This is a genomic window from Aeromicrobium fastidiosum (genome assembly GCF_017876595.1).
In the GTDB taxonomy this organism is placed as follows: domain Bacteria; phylum Actinomycetota; class Actinomycetes; order Propionibacteriales; family Nocardioidaceae; genus Aeromicrobium; species Aeromicrobium fastidiosum.
This window is the reverse complement of the sequence record NZ_JAGIOG010000001.1, coordinates 1246296-1261477: the sequence shown is the minus strand read 5'-3', so window position 1 is coordinate 1261477 and position 15182 is coordinate 1246296. Positions and strand designations below refer to the sequence as shown.

Genomic DNA, 15182 nt, shown 5'->3' with positions numbered 1-15182 from the left:
AGGACGCATCCCATGCCTCGTCGCATCCCAGCACGCTCGACCGGCCTGCTCGCAGGTCTCGCCCTCACCGCCACCCTCCTCGCCGCCTGCGGATCGAGCTCGTCCGACGTGGCGGCCGGCCGGACGATCGCCGGCACCGAGGGCAAGACCTCGTACCCGCTGACCATCACGGACAACTGCGGCATGGACGTCACGATCGAGAAGGCCCCCGAGCGCGCCGTCTCGGTCAACCAGGGCTCCACCGAGATCCTGCTGTCGCTGGGCCTCGCCGACCGCATGGTCGGCACCGCCACCTGGACCGACGCGATCCGTCCCAACCTGGCCAAGGCCAATGAGACCGTGCCACGGCTGGCCGACAACACCGTCTCGTACGAGCGGGTGCTGAAGGCCGAGCCCGACCTGGTCACGGCGTCGTTCGGCTACTCGCTCAACGGGGAGGACCCCGACCGTCGAGCCCAGTACGCCAAGCTCGGGGTGCCGACGTACCTCGCGCCGTCCCACTGCGACGGCCGCACCGACGAGAGCGGCGACGGACCCCGCTCGCACCCGCTCGAGATGCCGACGATCTACCGCGAGATCACGCAGCTGGCCGAGATCTTCGACGTCCCGTCACGTGGCAAGGCACTGGTCGCCGAGCTGAAGCAGCGCATGGCCGCGGCGGCTGCGGCGAAGCCCGAGGACGACGTCTCGATCGCCTACTGGTTCGCCAACACCGAGCTGCCGTACATGGCCGGTGCCAACGGGTCGCCGGGAGTCATGTCGCGCACCCTCGGCCTCGACAACGTCTTCGCCGACACCGACGTCGAGTGGCCGCAGATCAGCTGGGAGAGCGTCCTCGACCGCGATCCCGACGTCATCGCGCTGGGCGACCTGCGCCGCGACCAGGAGACCGGCGACCGGCTGGCCGACAAGATCAGGTTCCTCGAGACCAATCCCGTCACCAAGCAGCTCACGGCGGTGCGCGAGAAGCGCTACGTCGTGCTCAACGGCGCCGACATGAACCCGTCGATCCGCACCGTCGACGGCACCGAGAAGCTGGTCAAGACGCTGACCGACCTCGGGCTGGCGGGTTGAGCGCGGGGTCGCTCCCCGGAGCCGACCGCACCGCCGCGGCACGGGGCGCCCGCACCGTGCTGTGGGTCGTCGGCCTGGTGGTGCTGGCCCTGTCGATCGCCGTCGCCATCACGATCGGGCCCGCCGACCTGTCGGTCGGCGAGGTGTTCGCGGTCGTCGGGCAGCACCTGGGGCTGGGGGACGCCGACGTCTCCCGCATCCGCGACGGCATCGTGTGGGAGCTCCGGCTGCCCCGGACGCTGCTGGCGGCGGTGTGCGGGGCCGGGCTCGCGATCTGCGGGGCCATCATGCAGTCGCTGCTGCGCAACCCGCTCGCCGATCCGTTCGTGCTCGGCATCTCGTCGGGGGCGTCGACGGGAGCCGTGGTCGTCGTCGTGCTGGGCGTCGGCGGCGGCATCATCACGCTGTCGACCGGGGCCTTCATCGGCGCGACGGTCGCCTTCGCGATGGTGCTGCTGCTCGCCGCCGGCGCTGGAGGCACCCCCGACCGGGTCGTGCTGGCCGGCGTCGCCGCGACCCAGCTGTTCTCGGCCCTGACGTCATTCATCGTGACGTCGTCGGCCGATGCCGAGCAGACCCGGAGCGTCTTGTTCTGGCTGCTCGGCTCACTCAGCGGGGCCGACTGGCGTGACGTCGTCACGTGCGGGACGGTGTGCGTCGTCGGGCTCGTCATCTGCATTGCCCTGGCCCCGGCGCTCGACGCCTTCGCGTTCGGCGAGGACGCCGCGTCGTCCCTCGGCATCTCGGTGCGGACGGTGCGCCTCGTGCTGCTGGTCGTCACGGCGCTGATCACCGCGACCCTCGTCAGCGCCGCCGGAGCCATCGGCTTCGTCGGCCTGGTGCTGCCGCACGCCGCGCGCGCCGTGGTCGGGCCCGGCCACCGGCTCCTGCTGCCGGCGACGGCACTGATCGGCGCGATCTTCCTGGTGTGGGTCGACACCGTGGCGCGCACGGTGTTCAGCCCGCAGGAGCTGCCGGTCGGCGTCGTCACCGCGCTGGTCGGCGTGCCGGCGTTCGCCGTGATCCTCTACCGCCGACGGAGGCCCGCATGAGTCTCGCGACGCGGGAGGTCTCGTGGGACGTCGGGGGTCGGCGCGTCGTCGACGGCGTCACCCTCGACGTCACGCCGGGGACCGTCGTCGGACTGCTCGGGCCCAACGGGTCCGGCAAGTCGTCCCTGCTGCGCCTGCTCGCCGGCACCCGCACCCCCACCAGCGGACAGGTGCTCCTCGACGGCGACGACCTCCGGCGGGTGCGGCGACGTGACGTCGCCCGTCGCATCGCCGTGGTCGAGCAGCACGCCCAGACCGAGCTCGACCTCGTCGTGTCGGACGTCGTCCGACTCGGACGCATCCCGCACCGCGGCACCTGGTCGGCCGAGAGCGACGCCGACCGGTCGGCCGTCTCCGAGGCTCTCGAACGGGTCGAGCTCACGGCCCTGGCCGGGCGGTCGTGGCACACGCTCTCGGGCGGCGAGCGGCAGCGCGTCCACATCGCCCGCGCGCTGGCCCAGCAGCCCCAGGAGCTGCTGCTCGACGAACCCACCAACCACCTCGACGTGCACCACCAGCTCGACCTGCTGGGGCTGGTGCGTCGCCTGCGGATGACATCGGTGGTCGCGCTGCACGACCTCAACCTGGCGGCGATGTTCTGCGACCGGCTCGTCGTGCTGAAGGACGGGGCCGTGGTCGCGACGGGCACCCCGACCGACGTGCTGACGCCCGAGCTGATCGCGGAGGTCTACCGCGTGCGGGCCGTCGTCGCCGACCTCGGACCCGGCGGCGTCCCGTCGGTGCGCTTCGAGCCCGGCCCACCCTGATCCCGTCCGGGTCCGCGAGTGGCGCAAGTTCGCGATGTGGCTCCCCGAGTGGCGCAGGTTCGCGATTTCGAGACGGCGAGTCCCGCGGAACTGCGCCACTCGGGCACCGGATTGCGCCACTCGGCGCAACTGCGGCGACGGCGCCCACGAGGGCCGCGATGACAGAAAAGCCCCCCGCCTGTGACAGGCGGGGGGCTTCGTCCTGCGCGCCCGAAGGGATTCGAACCCCTAACCTTCTGTTCCAGCGAAACCTCAGATCAGAGCCACCTTGCGAGCGTCGCATGATCATCTGTTGCGAGTGCGGACGGACACGCGAGGGCACTCGGGTCGAGGCGCGGCGCGCTGGTCACTGGGAGCCCTACAGCACCGCCACGCAACAGCTGCTCGACGAGGGCCCCATGGTCTGCGCTCAGTGCGTGCTGGCCAGCCTCGACGCCGAGCTGGCTGCGATGCGTGTGGATCACTCATTGGACGCGCGTACAGGTTTGGGTGACAGTGACAGATGATCACTACGGACTGGACACACGCCATCGACTCCTACTTGCAGCACGCTCGAGCCGCCGGTCATACCCAGGCGACCCGGACGACGCGGCGAAACCATCTGACCCACCTTGCGGCCGGCGTGAGCCTCGAGCCCTGGGAAATGACTCTGGTCGAGCTTGAGGCGTTCTGCGGGGCGCACGACTGGGCGCAGGAGACACGGCGGGGCCGGCGCGCGTCGTTCGTGAGCTTCTACGGGTGGGGTGTACTCGCCAGGCACGTCGACGAGAATCCCGCGGCGCAGCTGCCTCGCGTGTCCGCGTCGGCACCGAACCCTCAGCCCGTCCCGGTGCGGGTCTACAGCGCAGCCGTGCTCGAGGCGACGCCGCGGGTGCGGCTCATGGCGCGCATGGCGAAGGAACTGGGGATGCGGCGGACTGAGGTCGCGACGTCGCACTCGAGGTGGATCGTCGAGGACCTGGTGGGGTGGAGCATGCGCGTGGTCGGCAAGGGCGGGAAGGTTCGCGAGGTGCCGTTGCCGGCCGACTTCGCGGCCGAGCTGCTCGAGCTGGGGCCGGGGTACTTCTTTCCGAGCCGTCACCAGTCAGGCCACTTGACGCCGGCGTACGTCGGCAAGCTCGTCGCCGCGGTCCTGCCCGGGGTCTGGACGATGCACAAACTGCGGCACACGGCAGCGTCGGAGTGGCACGACGTCTGCGGCGATCTGGCGGTCGTGCAGGACTTGCTGGGGCACGCCTCCCCAGCGACGACGCGCAGCTACCTCAAGCCGAAGCAGAGCAAGCTACGGGCGACAGTAGAAGCGGCTGCCGCCTAGGAACCGACCGACCCGGTAGGTTCCGACGTCATGGGAATCTTCAAGGACGCAAAAGTCGGCTCGATCGTGCAGGAGGCCGAGAAGGCTGCGGCGGCGGGGCGAGGCGTGTTCACGCCGAAGCTGAACACACCCGCCTCGCAGCACGGCCTGTCTGGTGACATCGCCGATTGGGGTCTGATGATCGACGGGATCGAAGGGGCCGGCTGGACGCTGGCGCACTGGACTGTCGGCATGGACACCAAGGGGCGGGCCGAGGCTTACCCGCTGTTCCGTCGGGCCTAGCTGCTGGCGTTTCGTGGGGTGAGGTAGACGGTCGCGCCGGCGACCAAGCCGAGACCGACGCCGGCGACAAGCTCGGGGCCGGTCAGGTTGCCGTCGGTGCAGCTGGTGCCGATCGCCGCGGCAGCGGTGGCGAGCCCGCCGGCGATCGCCTTGCGGAAGGTGCGGAGCGGGGGGATGGTCATGGCAGGTTCTCCTCGATGTGGGTGAGTCGGTCGTCGAACTTGATGAACACGGCGTCGATGTGGTCGTCGCGCTTCGCGGTGTGCTCGTTCTGGGCGTCGAGCCGGCGATGCACCTGGCGCAGGGACTCGCGCATCTCCTGAGCGAAGCCGTTGCCGGTGGGCTGCGTCTGCACGACCGCGGTGTCGAGCTTGCGGCCGAGGCGTACATAGCCGAGGCCGGCGAGCGTCCCGACGAGGCCGATCAGGGCGACGACGATCAGCCCGCCCGTCGTGACGACGTCGCGGTAGATCGGGTCGACGCCGTGGACCAGCGCCGCCAGGACCGACCTCACGGCTTCTCGACCAGGTGCTCGAGCGGGTAGTGGGTTCCGTTCTTGTTGACGGCCCACTTGCGGCTCGAGCCGGTCACGATCGCCACGGCCACGACGGTGTGGCCCTCCTTGACGGTCCAGACGACCTTGCCCTTGTCCGACGGCCCGGCCCGGCCCTTGAGGCCTCCTGGCTTCGTCACGGTGTACTTGACGGGCTTGGGGAGCTTGACGGTCTTGTCGTCCTGCTCCTGGTCGACGTCGTCGGTCTCGCGGGTGAGGGTGAAGCCGTTGCCGTCGACCAGGACGTAGCCGACGAGCGTGAGACCCCACTGGCGACGTGGCAGGTCGATCGAGCATCGTCCGACCGTGCCGTAGGTGGGCAGGTCGGTCGAGACCATCTCGCCGTTGCCGAGGCAGTAGGCGGCGTGGCCGTGGTCGTTCCTGCCGCCGGTCCACATGAGCAGGACGCCGGGCGGGAACTTGCGCCAGTTGGTCGACTTGACGGCCTTGCCGCGTGCGACGGCGGCTTTCCAGTAGTCCTCTGCGTCGGCTGATCCGTCGTGGTCGTAGTCGCCGAGGCCGGGGACCTTGAACACCTGGGTGAGGCACCAGTAGAGGCACCAGCCGGGGGAGAATCTGCGGCCGACCCAGGCGAGTGCGCGGGGTCGGGTGCCGCCGGCGTTGAGGCCGGGGGCGTAGATCGTTCTTGCCATGGTGATGCCTTTCGTTGAGTTGGTCAGCCGAACAGCGGAGCGATGCCAGTGCCTACGACGAGGCCAGCCTTGGTTGCTGACACGCCGCGCTGGAAGTGGAGCCAGTCCGAGGCGGCATAGCGTGGATCGATCTGCGCCGAGCCAGGAGTCGACTCGACGCCTCTCTCGAAGTCGAAGCACCCGAGAATCCCGTCGGGGATCTGACGCAGGAAGTTGTTCTTGTAGGTGCGGAGCCGTTCAGCTGCCACGCCCCACCGCTCGCCGGCGTAGTGGGCGTTTACGGTCGCGCTGACATTCACCGTGTACGGGCCAGCGCCTGTGACTGAGGACACCGTGACGTCTTCGGCGTTTGCTCCGGTGCCGAGCAGCAGAGACCCGGTCGGGGGCGCTGTGGACGATGAGAACGACGTAGCTCCGGCCGCGATGTTGGCCTGGAGGTACCCCGCCTTGATTGCGCCGGCGTCCACGCCGGGACCGTAGGAGAGGTCGGGGAAGCACCGCTGGGTGATGGTGGTCCACCATGCTGCGGGGATGCCGAGAGTGTCGCGCTCGTAGGCGTTGATCGCCCGCATCTGGCCGATGAACGTCGTCAGGGACGAGCCGAGGTCGTTCGTGCCGAGACTGTTGATCACAGCGTCGATCTCGACGCCGGCCGGCAGCCGATCCCACAGCGCAGGAATGTAAGACACGCTGGTCGGGTCGAAGTTCGGCGTCTGCGCCGAGCCGACACCGAGGTTGATCACGGCGAAGCCACCCATTGCGCCGGCGATCGCGGGCCATGACTCGAACGGCAGGAGACCCGCAGCTGCGGTGGGGATCAGAGGCGGGGCGTCGGGGACGTAGCTGAGGGTATTGGAGTCCCCCACCGCGAGCAGCACCTTGACGGCCGCCGCGAACTCGTACTCGACGCACACGTCGAGATAGTCCAGGCCGACACCGGCGGTGCCGGTGGTGAGGGCTGCCGAACCGGCGTTGGCGGCGAGAGAGCCACGAGCCCACTGGTAGCCGTTGCCCTTGGCGAGCACCTGTCCGCTGGCTGCGGTGACTCCAATCGAGATCACCTTCTCGGAGTTGGCTGCGAACTGCTCGGGGCCGTCGTCGAACCATTCCGAGTACGCCCATGCGCCTGTGTTGGGGACGGCGACGTCGGCATCCTGCAGAAGCGTCAGGGCTGCTGTGCAGGTGCCAACCCACCGCTGCCCGCTGGTGGTGGTGGTGGGTCGCGACGGCGTGCCCTGATAGACGCTGGTGATCGTTGCCGCGCCGACTGGGACTGTGTTGTCCAGAAGGTTGCGGTTGCGGAACTTGAGCCGCCACCGTGCGGTGTCAAACGGAAGCTTCATGATCGTGCGGAAGGTGTTGTCGAGCGCACCGCCGAGCGTCGTAACGGTGTTCGGCGCAGACAGCGGGGCGACCGCCACACGGGTGGGCGGAATCGAGACCGAGAGCTCAAGAATCCTTTCGTCGAGGATCACCCCGGCGGGCCCGTCGGAGTCCTCGAGCGCGATCGCGACGTCGGTCGGCGAAGCGCCGCCGGGATCGCCCTTCTCGCCCTTGGGGATCGACTCGATGTCGTCGGCGATCTGCGCCAGCGACGACGCCAGCTGGGCGTTCGTCTCGACGAGCTTGCTGTCGACCGCGACCGCGAGCTCACGGATGCGCTGAGCGCCGAGACGGATTGGATCGGTCGACGCCGGGTACGGCAGACCGCCTTCTGTGGTGGGCATGGTGACTCCTAATCGGTGTACGTGAGCTCGTCCCAGTCCAGCGCTGGGTCGATGTAGAACTGGTCGAGGGCGAGCCAGTTGACCGTGGGGCTGGGCGACGTCCACACGGCGTCAGTGGGCACGTCGTCGTACGTCAGCGAGAGCGGCTCGAGGTCGCCCCAGACGGTCGGGTACTGCCAAAACGTCGGGGCGATGTTGGTGCCCGCGATGTCGTCGTACGTGATGGACGTCGCGAACGACGGGGTCGGCATCGGGCGCATGTTGCAGGTGATCGTCAGGTCGCCGCGGCTGATGGAGAACGTCGCGCCGACAAGCTGCATGGCTGCGGCGGTGCCAGCGATCGCGGTGAGCTCGTCGATCTCGGTCACGATGAAGAACCGTCCGGCTGTGTCCTCGCGCGGCAAGGGGTGGGGGAAGAACGTCGGGGCCAGCTGGTCTAGCTCGTCGTCGTCCATGAGCTTGGTGTGGACGACCAGCTGCGGGACGGACCAGGCGAGCGAGCCGGGCGAGCCGTTGAGGTAGGCCTGGGCGACGTCGTTGACGTCGGCGGCAATGACGAGAGTGGCGACGTCGATCTGAGCTGGGCCGTAGCGGTTGCGACTGGCGTTGTCCTGGACGCTGGCAACCTTGTCGCCGATCTCCTCGGGGCCGGTGATGGGATCGCCCGACAGCGCGGCCGTGTAGGTGATGTTGACGATGTTGACCAGGTCGTCGCGGCTCTTAGTCCAGTCGGTCGGTGCGTCGATGTAGGACGAGGACAGGGTGGTGATCTGGTCGACGGTCTCTGCGTTCGGGCCGAGCGCCACGCGGCGCCCGTATGAGACGAAGTTGAGCGGGGGCGGCATCTTGAGGAGCCACTTCTGCATGTAGTAGTGGACGAGGGTGCCGTAGTCGGTCGGGAACGTCGCCCAATTCCCCGTGGTGTCCACCCAGTTGCGGGCGTAGCGCAGGACTGCGGCGTATGCGCCGTTCGGGCCGACGGCACCGTTGAGGGCGCGGGTGACGTACTCCTGGAGCGAGAACCGGCCCTGGTAGGCCGTGAGGCGGGTGAACTGGCGCGGGTAGTGCTCGGCGATCGCGAGGCCGGCGTGGTAGTGCAGCACGCGGGTCATGAGGTCGTACTCGACGTCGAACCCGCCGACCGCGGTCGCGTCGGTGCGGTCGAGCTCGCCGACGAGGTCGAGCAGGATGCCGACCGCGCCGACGGTGAGGGTGATGCCCCGGCCGGGGACTGCGAGGGCCTGAGGGTCCGTTGTGCGGCCCACGAAGTGCATGTAGGGGATCAGGGTGCCGTCGGGGCCGGGGCGGTCGAGGTTCACCTCGAGCAGGTCGCCGACCTCGAGGACGGGGACGTGCTCGGCGAAGCGGGCGTAGAACTTGAAGGAGACGGTGTCGCTGGCCATCTGGGACGGCGGGGGGCCGGCGAGGCCCCATCCCATCGTGAAGTCGTCGATCAGCAGTGCCGTGACGTCCTCCCACGCCGGCGGTGCCTCGCGGTGCTCGATGGTGTGGGTCCACCCCTGGTCGACGTTCTCGATCGACACCCGGTAGGCGGGCCGCTCGAGGGTGCTCATACCGTCACCACGCGGTTGTTGCGGATGTCCGAGCCGCGCAGTAGGTCGCGGATCGCGCGGGCGGTGCCTTCCTTGTCTGTGACCAGGCCGTTGAAGTTGACGACGACGGTGACGCCGCCGTAGCGACCGCCGCCGGCGGGGACGGTCGCGCCGCCACCGCCGGGGCCGCCCTTGCCCCCACGCGCCACGGAGCCACCGGGGGCCACGGGGGGAGCTGAGGGGCCACCGACACCGGGGAGCTTGCTGAGCGCCTTGCCGATGTTGGGGACCTTGATCTTGCCGATCGCGTCGACGACCTTCATGACGAGGTCGAACAGCACCTGGAAGGGCTTGGTGTAGAGGTCGATCGCCTTGACGAAGATGTCCTTGCCCTTCTGGGCAGCGGGGCCGAGCTTGCCGATCTTGTCGGCGACGGCCTGGGCCTTCTCCACGATCCAGTTGAGGGCCGTCTGGCCGGCCTTGCCGACGGTCTGCACGATGCCGCGGAAGGTGTCGGACTTCTTGTAGGCCAGCACGAAGCCGGCGACGACGAGGCCGATCGCGGTGATCAGCAGACCGATGGGGTTGGCCTTCATGACGGCGTTGAGGATGCGGGTGGCGATCGCCCACGCCTTCGTGGCGGCGGTGATCACGAGCATGGTGGCCTGGTAGACCTTCATGACGCCGTTGATGACCAGGATGCCGGCGGCGAGCGCGGCGACGGCGACGATGACGCGGGTGACGGTCTGCTGGTTGGCCTCGAGGTACGTGGTCGCCCTGGCGAGCACGGCGATGATCTTCTCCATGGCGGGCAGCAGCAGCCCGCCCAGCGTCTCCTGGAACTCGCCGGCGGCGACGGCCGCGCGACGCATCTTGCCCTCGTTGGTCTGCGCGGCCTCGACCGCGGTGCCGCCGACCTTCTTGGACAGCGCATCGGTGACCTTGGCCATGTCGCCCGACTTGAGGATCGCCTTGTCGATGCCAGGCACCAGCTTGCCGAGCGCAGCAGTGTTGCCGCCGTAGCCCTTCGCGAGCGCAGCTGAGACGGCCTCGAGCGGCTTGCCCGACGCGGCACTGATGTCCATCGCCAGTCTGAGGGCCTTCTGAGACTGCTCGACCGACCCGGTCGCGGTGACGAGCTTGCCGAGCGCGGGGCGCAGCTCGTCGTCGGCGATGCCCTTGGCGCGGGCCTGGCGGTCGATCCACTTCTCCGTGGCGGCGATCGACGCTCGGGTCGCGCTGGCGTTGCGGCGCAGCTGGCCGGCCAGGCGAACCTGCGCGGCCTCGTCCTCAGCTGCGCCCTTCGCGGCCTTGATGCCGGCGGCACCCAGCACGAGCAGGGCACCGCCGGCGAGCTTGCCGGCCTTCTGGACGCCGCGGCCCATGCGGGCCGCGGCGCTCTCGGTCTCCTGCAGTCCCTTGACGCCGCGGCGTGAGTCTGTGACGACATTGATCGCGAGGACCTTGGGACGTCCCATCTCACTCTCCTTCGGCTTGTTCGTGCAGGATTTCTAGGGCTGTGGCGATCGCTTCGTCGCTCTCCTCTGACCACGGGATGCCGCGGCCTGAGGTGGGGCCGGCGGCTATTCCGAGTGCGATGACAAGTCGGGCGTGGCTGCCGGCTGGGTAGGGTCCACCGGGGCGTCGTCATCGAGCGACTCGACGGTCTCGCACTCCTCCTTGAACTTGAGGAAGTCGCCGGCGTAGAGGCCGCGGCGGTTGAGGTGGTGCCAGACGATGAACGTCATCCACAGGAAGGGCGCGTCGGTCGACGACGGCCACTTGCGGACGCCGCGGGTCTCGTCCCAGGCGATCAGCGAGCGGTTGTGGACCTCGCAGGTCTCGGGCTCCTGGCCCTCGAGCTGGTAGCCCATCGTCATGCGGGTCAGCTTCGGTGCATTGGGGTTCGTCATCCTGTGGCTCCTTTGATCTTGTCGAGCGACCGCTCGACGTAGCGTTCGTACAGCGGGTACCAGGTGGACTCGCTGCCCTGGCCGGCTAGGACCAGCCAGGGGTTTTCTCGGATGTTTCGTGCGGGCCAGCCGTAGTGGTCGGGCTGGACGCCGGGGAGGGACGCCTTGCCGGCGCGGACGATGGAGGCCCGTTTGGTGGCTCCTGGGCGCAGGCTGGCGGCGGTGCGGCCGGTCTCGCCGACTGGCAGGTCTGCGGCGTCGGCGACGACCTTGGCGATCGCGAGGTGGACTTCCTTGGCGTCCTCGAGGTCGTCGCCCGTGGCCTTGAGGCCGGCGCGGAGCTTGTCCGCGCCGACCACACGGGTGATCGCCGTTGTCGCCATGGCTACGGTGCGACGTCGCCGAGCGCGGGCTCACCGATGATGCTGAACTCGAAGTCGGCCGTTGCGCGGGCCTTGACGTCGCCGCCGATCGCGGTGGGGTCGATGACGACGTTGCCCGACAGCGAGCGGCCCTCGATGTTGTTGGGGATGTAGACGAAGGGCTTCTGCTGGCCGGAGTTCTCGAGCGTGTAGGTCGTGATCCCGGTCTCGGTGATGTCCTGCAGGAAGTTGCCCTCGAGCACCCAGGTGACCTCGCGGTCGCCGGGCAGCTCCTCACCGGACAGCACGGGGATGACGTCGCCGATGTCGACGGACGGGGTCGCGGTGCAGCTGGTGATCTGCGCGGCCATCTCGTCGGGCGCGCCGGGCGAGCCGAAGATGAGCGAGCCGGGGCCGACGATGTAGCTCTTGATTGCCATGCTGTCTCCTAGGTGACGACGGTGGTGGTGACGCGCAGCGCGGCGAGGTCGCGCAGCTGGTTGGTGGGGCTGATGCCGACGACCGTGGTGGCCTCGGTGGGTGAGACGACGGTGAGCACCTGGTCGAGCAGCGGGCCGAGCACCTTGAGTGCCCGGTACTCGTCCATGGCAGGCGCGATCAGGAACAGTCGGAGCGTCATCTCGCCGACGGCCGACAGGTGGTCGATCGACTCGAGCGCGACCCACACGCACGGCGGCTGGACGTCCTCGAGACGGGGCGTGACGCGTAGCGGCTGCCCGTCGTACTCGAGTTCCTTGAGGTCGGCGATCATGAAGTCGACGGCGGCGACGAGGCTGGTCATCCGATAGCCGGCTTAGCGTGACTGCCGAGCTGGAGCATCATGGCGACGTCGGGGTCGTTGCGCTGGACGTAGACCGCACCGTCGGTGCCCATCATGGCGACGCCCTCCGGGGAGTTGCGGCGGGCGAACACGCGCGCTGCCAGCAGGTTCGCGCCGGTGACGATCCGGGGACGCCACACGTTGTCGCTTGCGGCCGGGTCGATGCTCTTGACGAAGTCGTGCACGAACGGGAAGTCGATGACGGTGTCGTTGACGCCGTTGATCGCCGCCTCGAGCGCGGCGTCGTCGAGGGTGTCGTCGGTCGCGATGTGCAGCTGCTTGCGCACACCGGCCTCGGTGGCCGGCCCCGCGGGGAGGCCGGCCACCAGGGTCGCGATGGTGATGGGCATGTCAGGCGGCCGCGAATGCCTGCTTGACGATGCCCGACGTGTGGTGCTCCTCGATCGCGCCGTAGCCGAAGAACGCGTCGTCGATGCCGGCCTTGGTCACGTTCTGCACCTCGACACGGATGGGCGAAGCGCCGGGCAGCTGGCGGACCGTCGCGGCCTGCTTGACGCCGGCGTAGACGAAGCCGGCGGGGATGTCCTCGGTCGACTTGATGTCGTCGGGCTTGACGCCGAGCAGGGCGAGGAACGCCGACACCTCGTTCTCGTTGATGTCGAACAGCGAGTCGATGTCGTCGTCGTTGACCAGCACGAACGACGCCGGCGCACCCTTCGTGTTGCGCTTGACCTTCTTGGTTGCCAGGCGGATCGCCTTGAGCAGGTTGGTCTGCGAGGCGAACCCGGACGCGACGGCCTCGGCGAGGATGTAGTCGCGGACCTTGAAGTCCAGCGTCATCACGTAGTGCTCGCGCACCGCGGCGAGGAACGACGCGATGAACGCGGCGTCGGGGAAGTCGAAGAACTTGCGATCGAAGTCCCATCCGCCGGCGATGCGGAACGCCTCGTAGCTCGAGGGGACCGTCGTCGGGACGTTGCTCGGGATGTCGGCCTTGTTGCCGGCGTACGCGCCGACCTGAGGCTTCACGCCCCACCGCCAGCCCTTGCCCGACCACGACGTGAGCGAGCCCTGCACGAACAGGTCGAGGAACTGCGGCTGGTACTCGAGGCCGGACCACAGCTCACCGGACCACGACTCGGGCGACACGGTGTCGGTGTGCTGGGCGTGGGTGACGTCGGCGAGCGCGGCGGTGACGTCCTGGTCGCCGATGCCGCCGGGATTGAGGCGTGCGGCGACGAGGGCGGCGAACGCGGCGAGACCGGTCTCGCGGACCTCGGTCGCGGACGCCTGCACCGGCACGCCGGCGGGGGCAGCCGCCGGGCCGGGGGTGACCGGCGCGATCTGCGCCTGCGGCGGTGCGTTGGGTGCTGCGGGCTGCGCGACGGGTGCGGCCGGGGCGGCAGGCGCGGCGGGCGCTGCCGGTGTCTCGAGGGCTGCGAGCTGCGCGAGCTCGGCCTCCTCGGCGGCGGTTCGGGTCTGCTGGCCTCGGAGCGCAGCGAGCCGCGCAGCCTGTTCGGGGGTCATCTTGTCTCCTGTGGGGTTGGGTGCTGCGGGGGTCTGGGAGGCGGCGACGCTGATGCGGAAGCCGTCGTGTGCGGGGATGCCGACCTGGCCGATCGCGACGACGCGACCGCCGACGATCTTGGAGCCGCGGATGACGGCGTCGACGATGTCGTAGCTGAAACCGTCACGGATCGGCTTGGACGGGTCGGCCTCGCGCAGGGCGGCGTCACCCTCGGGGCCGTCGTCGACTGTCATGGCGGCGTCGATGCCCTCGGGGATGAACACCAGGTCTGACATGAAGCCGCGCGAGCTCGCGCGGTCGTGCTCCTTGGTGAGCTTGACCTGGCGGATGTCCTCGGGCCACGTCAGCACCTCGGGGCCGTCGATCGTCAGCAGGCCGCGCGAGGTGCGGCCGGGGACGCCGTAGCGAACGACGGGGCCGGTCAGGGTGCGTGACGTGGTCGACGACGTGAGACGGCCGGCGTAGACAGTCAGCTCGGTCGTCTCGTCGCCGGCAGTGATGCGGCACAGGTCGATGGTCATGTCAGTCCTCGGTGGCCGGGCCGGTCGGTGACGGGGCCTTGGCGGTGTAGTCGGTCAGGTCGAACGCGATGCGCCGGCCGGACGGGGTGACGTCGTCCATCGACAGGCGGGCGGTGATCGGCCCCATGTAGAGCCGGAGGTCTTCGTCCACGAACTCGAGGTTCTTGCCCTCGGACGTCTCGTAGTTGAGCGACGCCTTCGGGGCGGTCGCGTCGACCAGGGACGCCGAGACGCCGATGTTGCGGGCGATGTCGACTGCGCCGGCGTTGCGGCCCTCGACCATGAGCTGCGAGTCCGCCGACGCGCCCTTCTCCTGGTAGTCGATGTGCTCGGACGCGTAGCCGACGCCGCCGTTCTCGCCCTCGCGGGCCTTGGCGTTGCGCAGGATCAGTGCGTCGATCTCGGTCTCGGTGAGCGGGGTGCCGCCGGTCTGCTTGAGCACGACGTTCGGGGCGGGGTTCTTGATGCGCTGGCGCACAATCCGGTAGAGCTGCTTCATGTCGCGGATCGCGTCGGCACCGAACTGCAACACGCCCTCGTGGAATCCGGGGATGTAGACGACGTCGTTGGCGTTGACGGGGTGGCCGTCGAGCAGGATGAGGCCCTTCGCGTCGAGTGCCCACCGCTCGCGGTTGACGCGGTCCATCGCGAGCGGGTAGCCGCTGATCGGGTCGTTGAACCTGATCCACAGGGAAGCGCCGTAGTGGATCAGGTCGTCAACGGTCCAGCACATGCGGTGCTGCGGCGACGTGGTGCCGGACGTCGACTGCGCCCAGAGCGGCTGCACGCCGGACTCGGTGGCTTCGTCGAGCTCGACCAGGGGGAAGTCCTGGATGGTGGAGACCAGGCGGTTGCGTCCTCGAGCGTGCGGGGGGACGGACATGGCGACCGTGCGGGTGACGGGCTGCTGCACGCCAGCGCCGAACATGTCCTCGAACATGACGCGCTGGAGGTTGCTGTCTGCCCACGGCGAGCCGATCGGGATGGACGCGGCGTTGTAGACCGCGATCGACGCGATCGAGGCCGTCACGTCGGTGACCTCGATCGCGCGTCGCTGCGACTGACTCGGAACACTCACAC

18 protein-coding genes are annotated in these 15182 nt (G+C 69.2%); 5 read left to right on the top strand and 13 right to left on the bottom strand.

All coding sequences use genetic code 11. The features are described from left to right. The first annotated feature begins 12 nt into the window (after window positions 1-12). From JOF40_RS06250 to JOF40_RS06230, 5 genes are all read left to right on the top strand, one after another. Window positions 13-1074, top strand: a complete 1062-nt coding sequence (locus tag JOF40_RS06250) for an ABC transporter substrate-binding protein (RefSeq protein WP_129181091.1) — start codon at window positions 13-15, stop codon at window positions 1072-1074. After that, entirely contained in the window at window positions 1071-2126 is a 1056-nt protein-coding gene (locus JOF40_RS06245) for a FecCD family ABC transporter permease (protein ID WP_129181089.1), read from the top strand. Before JOF40_RS06250 ends, JOF40_RS06245 begins: the two co-directional genes overlap by 4 nt. Continuing rightward, window positions 2123-2893: an ABC transporter ATP-binding protein gene (locus tag JOF40_RS06240; RefSeq protein ID WP_129181087.1), complete on the top strand. Its 771-nt coding sequence runs from the start codon at window positions 2123-2125 to the stop codon at window positions 2891-2893. The genes JOF40_RS06245 and JOF40_RS06240 overlap by 4 nt, the downstream gene beginning before the upstream one ends. Before the next feature lie 643 nt (window positions 2894-3536). Then, on the top strand, window positions 3537-4208 hold the full coding sequence (locus tag JOF40_RS06235; RefSeq protein ID WP_188111703.1) for a tyrosine-type recombinase/integrase: 672 nt from the start codon (window positions 3537-3539) through the stop codon (window positions 4206-4208). Window positions 4209-4238: 30 nt separating this feature from the next. After that, window positions 4239-4490, top strand: a complete 252-nt coding sequence (locus JOF40_RS06230; RefSeq protein ID WP_129181083.1) for a hypothetical protein — start codon at window positions 4239-4241, stop codon at window positions 4488-4490. On the opposite strand, the gene JOF40_RS06225 is transcribed toward JOF40_RS06230, so the two are convergent. The 13 genes from JOF40_RS06225 to JOF40_RS06165 all read right to left on the bottom strand — a co-directional run bounded on the left by JOF40_RS06225 (window position 4487) and on the right by JOF40_RS06165 (window position 15180). After that, window positions 4487-4672, bottom strand: coding sequence for a hypothetical protein (locus JOF40_RS06225; RefSeq protein ID WP_129181081.1), 186 nt, complete (start codon window positions 4670-4672; stop codon window positions 4487-4489). The genes JOF40_RS06230 and JOF40_RS06225 overlap by 4 nt on opposite strands. After that, window positions 4669-5004: a hypothetical protein gene (locus JOF40_RS06220; protein WP_129181079.1), complete on the bottom strand. Its 336-nt coding sequence runs from the start codon at window positions 5002-5004 to the stop codon at window positions 4669-4671. The genes JOF40_RS06225 and JOF40_RS06220 overlap by 4 nt, the downstream gene beginning before the upstream one ends. Beyond that, window positions 5001-5696, bottom strand: coding sequence for a hypothetical protein (locus JOF40_RS06215; RefSeq protein ID WP_129181077.1), 696 nt, complete (start codon window positions 5694-5696; stop codon window positions 5001-5003). The genes JOF40_RS06220 and JOF40_RS06215 overlap by 4 nt, the downstream gene beginning before the upstream one ends. A gap of 23 nt (window positions 5697-5719) precedes the next feature. After that, window positions 5720-7528 carry an SGNH/GDSL hydrolase family protein gene (locus JOF40_RS06210; protein WP_129181075.1) on the bottom strand — a complete coding sequence of 603 codons (1809 nt, stop codon included), beginning with the start codon at window positions 7526-7528 and terminating at the stop codon, window positions 5720-5722. Next, window positions 7432-8997, bottom strand: coding sequence for a hypothetical protein (locus JOF40_RS06205; protein ID WP_129181073.1), 1566 nt, complete (start codon window positions 8995-8997; stop codon window positions 7432-7434). Before JOF40_RS06205 ends, JOF40_RS06210 begins: the two co-directional genes overlap by 97 nt. After that, a complete protein-coding gene (locus tag JOF40_RS06200; protein ID WP_129181071.1) occupies window positions 8994-10454 on the bottom strand; it encodes a phage tail tape measure protein in 1461 nt (486 codons plus the stop codon). The genes JOF40_RS06205 and JOF40_RS06200 overlap by 4 nt, the downstream gene beginning before the upstream one ends. Window positions 10455-10559: 105 nt before the next feature. Beyond that, on the bottom strand, window positions 10560-10889 hold the full coding sequence (locus JOF40_RS06195) for a hypothetical protein (RefSeq protein ID WP_129181069.1): 330 nt from the start codon (window positions 10887-10889) through the stop codon (window positions 10560-10562). Beyond that, window positions 10886-11272, bottom strand: a complete 387-nt coding sequence (locus JOF40_RS06190; protein WP_129181067.1) for an HK97 gp10 family phage protein — start codon at window positions 11270-11272, stop codon at window positions 10886-10888. The genes JOF40_RS06195 and JOF40_RS06190 overlap by 4 nt, the downstream gene beginning before the upstream one ends. Window positions 11273-11274: 2 nt before the next feature. After that, window positions 11275-11691: a hypothetical protein gene (locus JOF40_RS06185; RefSeq protein ID WP_129181065.1), complete on the bottom strand. Its 417-nt coding sequence runs from the start codon at window positions 11689-11691 to the stop codon at window positions 11275-11277. Window positions 11692-11699: 8 nt separating this feature from the next. Next, complete coding sequence (locus JOF40_RS06180) at window positions 11700-12053, bottom strand: hypothetical protein (protein ID WP_129181063.1); 354 nt, start codon at window positions 12051-12053, stop codon at window positions 11700-11702. After that, window positions 12050-12442, bottom strand: coding sequence for a hypothetical protein (locus tag JOF40_RS06175; protein WP_129181062.1), 393 nt, complete (start codon window positions 12440-12442; stop codon window positions 12050-12052). The genes JOF40_RS06180 and JOF40_RS06175 overlap by 4 nt, the downstream gene beginning before the upstream one ends. Before the next feature lies 1 nt (window position 12443). Next, complete coding sequence (locus JOF40_RS06170; RefSeq protein WP_129181060.1) at window positions 12444-14102, bottom strand: hypothetical protein; 1659 nt, start codon at window positions 14100-14102, stop codon at window positions 12444-12446. A gap of 1 nt (window position 14103) precedes the next feature. Beyond that, the gene (locus JOF40_RS06165; protein ID WP_188111702.1) at window positions 14104-15180 is read right to left on the bottom strand and encodes a phage portal protein; all 1077 of its coding nucleotides are present in this window, start codon (window positions 15178-15180) and stop codon (window positions 14104-14106) included. Window positions 15181-15182 lie beyond the last annotated feature (2 nt).